The following is a 1264-nucleotide window of genomic DNA, read 5'->3' on the forward strand; positions in this document are numbered from 1 at the left end:
CACAACGCGGCCGTGACGTTCTACGATCCCCACACCGGGTTCCTGCTCACCGGAGACACGGTCTATCCCGGCCGGCTCTACATCCAGGACTGGCCAGCGTTTGTGAGCACCATCGAGCGGCTGATCGGGTTCTGCGCCACCCACCCCGTCACCCATGTCCTGGGCTGCCACATCGAAATGTCGCAGCAGCCCGGCGTCGACTATCCAATCTTCACCACCTACCAGCCCGACGAACCACCGCTACAGATGACCGTGGAGCAGCTCCGGCAGATCCGCCGGGCCATCGACGAGGTGGGCGGACGCCCCGGCCGGCATGTGTTTCCCGGGTTCATCCTCTGCCTCGAGGGGGAATGAGCGGGCGGGACCACCGGCCTCCAGCCCTCAGCGCCCCCGCAGCGACGCCGCGGCCGGGACGCCGGGCGGGAAATCGGGCAACGCCCCTGCGGGCGTGTGGAAGATCCACAACGAGAGCGCACGGTAGGTGGCCCAGTCGTCGTCGGCCGCCCGCAGGGACGCGATCTCGGTGCCGTCGGGTTGCCCGGTGGTGCGGATGACCTGCAGCCGGACCGGCGCGGCCTCCGGCAACCGGAGCATAACGGACCCCGAAGCCGGCAGCGTGCCGTGGGGGAAGCGGACTGCGGCGCCGCCGACCGAAATGTCCAGCAGCTCTCCGCCGGTGCCCTCGGCCTCCACCGGCGCGGACACCTCCATCCGGTAGGCGTTGCGGCGGGATGTGGCGAATTCGGCGGCCCGGATTCTGCGCGTTCCGAGCACCAGGACCGCGCCGGCGAGCACCAGCCAGGCACCGGACGCCACCGTGGAACCGGGCGTCGTGCGCCAGGGCACCAGCCCGGCCAACCCGGCGGCCGCGTACAGAATCACCGCGGTGATGAGGACAACCATCACGATCAGGATGCGCGGGGTCCGGCCCCGGAGCCGGAGGTCGGTGGCGCCCTTGGGCGTCACCTGGAACTCCAGGATGTTCCGGGACATGAGCCACCAGAGGCACGCCAGGCCGACCGGGACGCGGAAAATCCGCAGGGCGAAGGCCGTGGGCCAGTGGATTTCGTTGCGCATCAGCTGCTTGGAGCCCCACAGGCGCACGGTGAACATGACCAGGAAGACCCCGGTGAAAAGCAGAGGCCCGGCAGTGGAGGTCTGCGCCCCGGACAGCATGATCACCACCGGAATCAGGAAGGCCACGAGCGTGGCGATGCCCTCCAGCCACCACAGCGTGCCGTTGAGGTACTCGTGTTAGTGCCGC

The 1264-nt window shown here is 69.4% G+C and carries 1 protein-coding gene and 1 pseudogene; one reads left to right on the forward strand and one right to left on the reverse strand.

Translation table 11 applies throughout. The annotated features are described in order from the left end of the window. Nucleotides 1-354: pseudogene (locus LQV45_RS33535) on the forward strand (MBL fold metallo-hydrolase); the annotation flags it as partial. A 27-nt stretch (nucleotides 355-381) separates the two neighbouring features. Here LQV45_RS33535 and LQV45_RS33540 read toward each other — a convergent pair. Continuing rightward, nucleotides 382-1203 (reverse strand): PilZ domain-containing protein, encoded by an 822-nt coding sequence (locus LQV45_RS33540; RefSeq protein ID WP_230012104.1) that lies wholly within the window; start codon nucleotides 1201-1203, stop codon nucleotides 382-384. Nucleotides 1204-1264 lie beyond the last annotated feature (61 nt).

The organism is Microbacterium sp. Bi128, assembly GCF_918698205.1.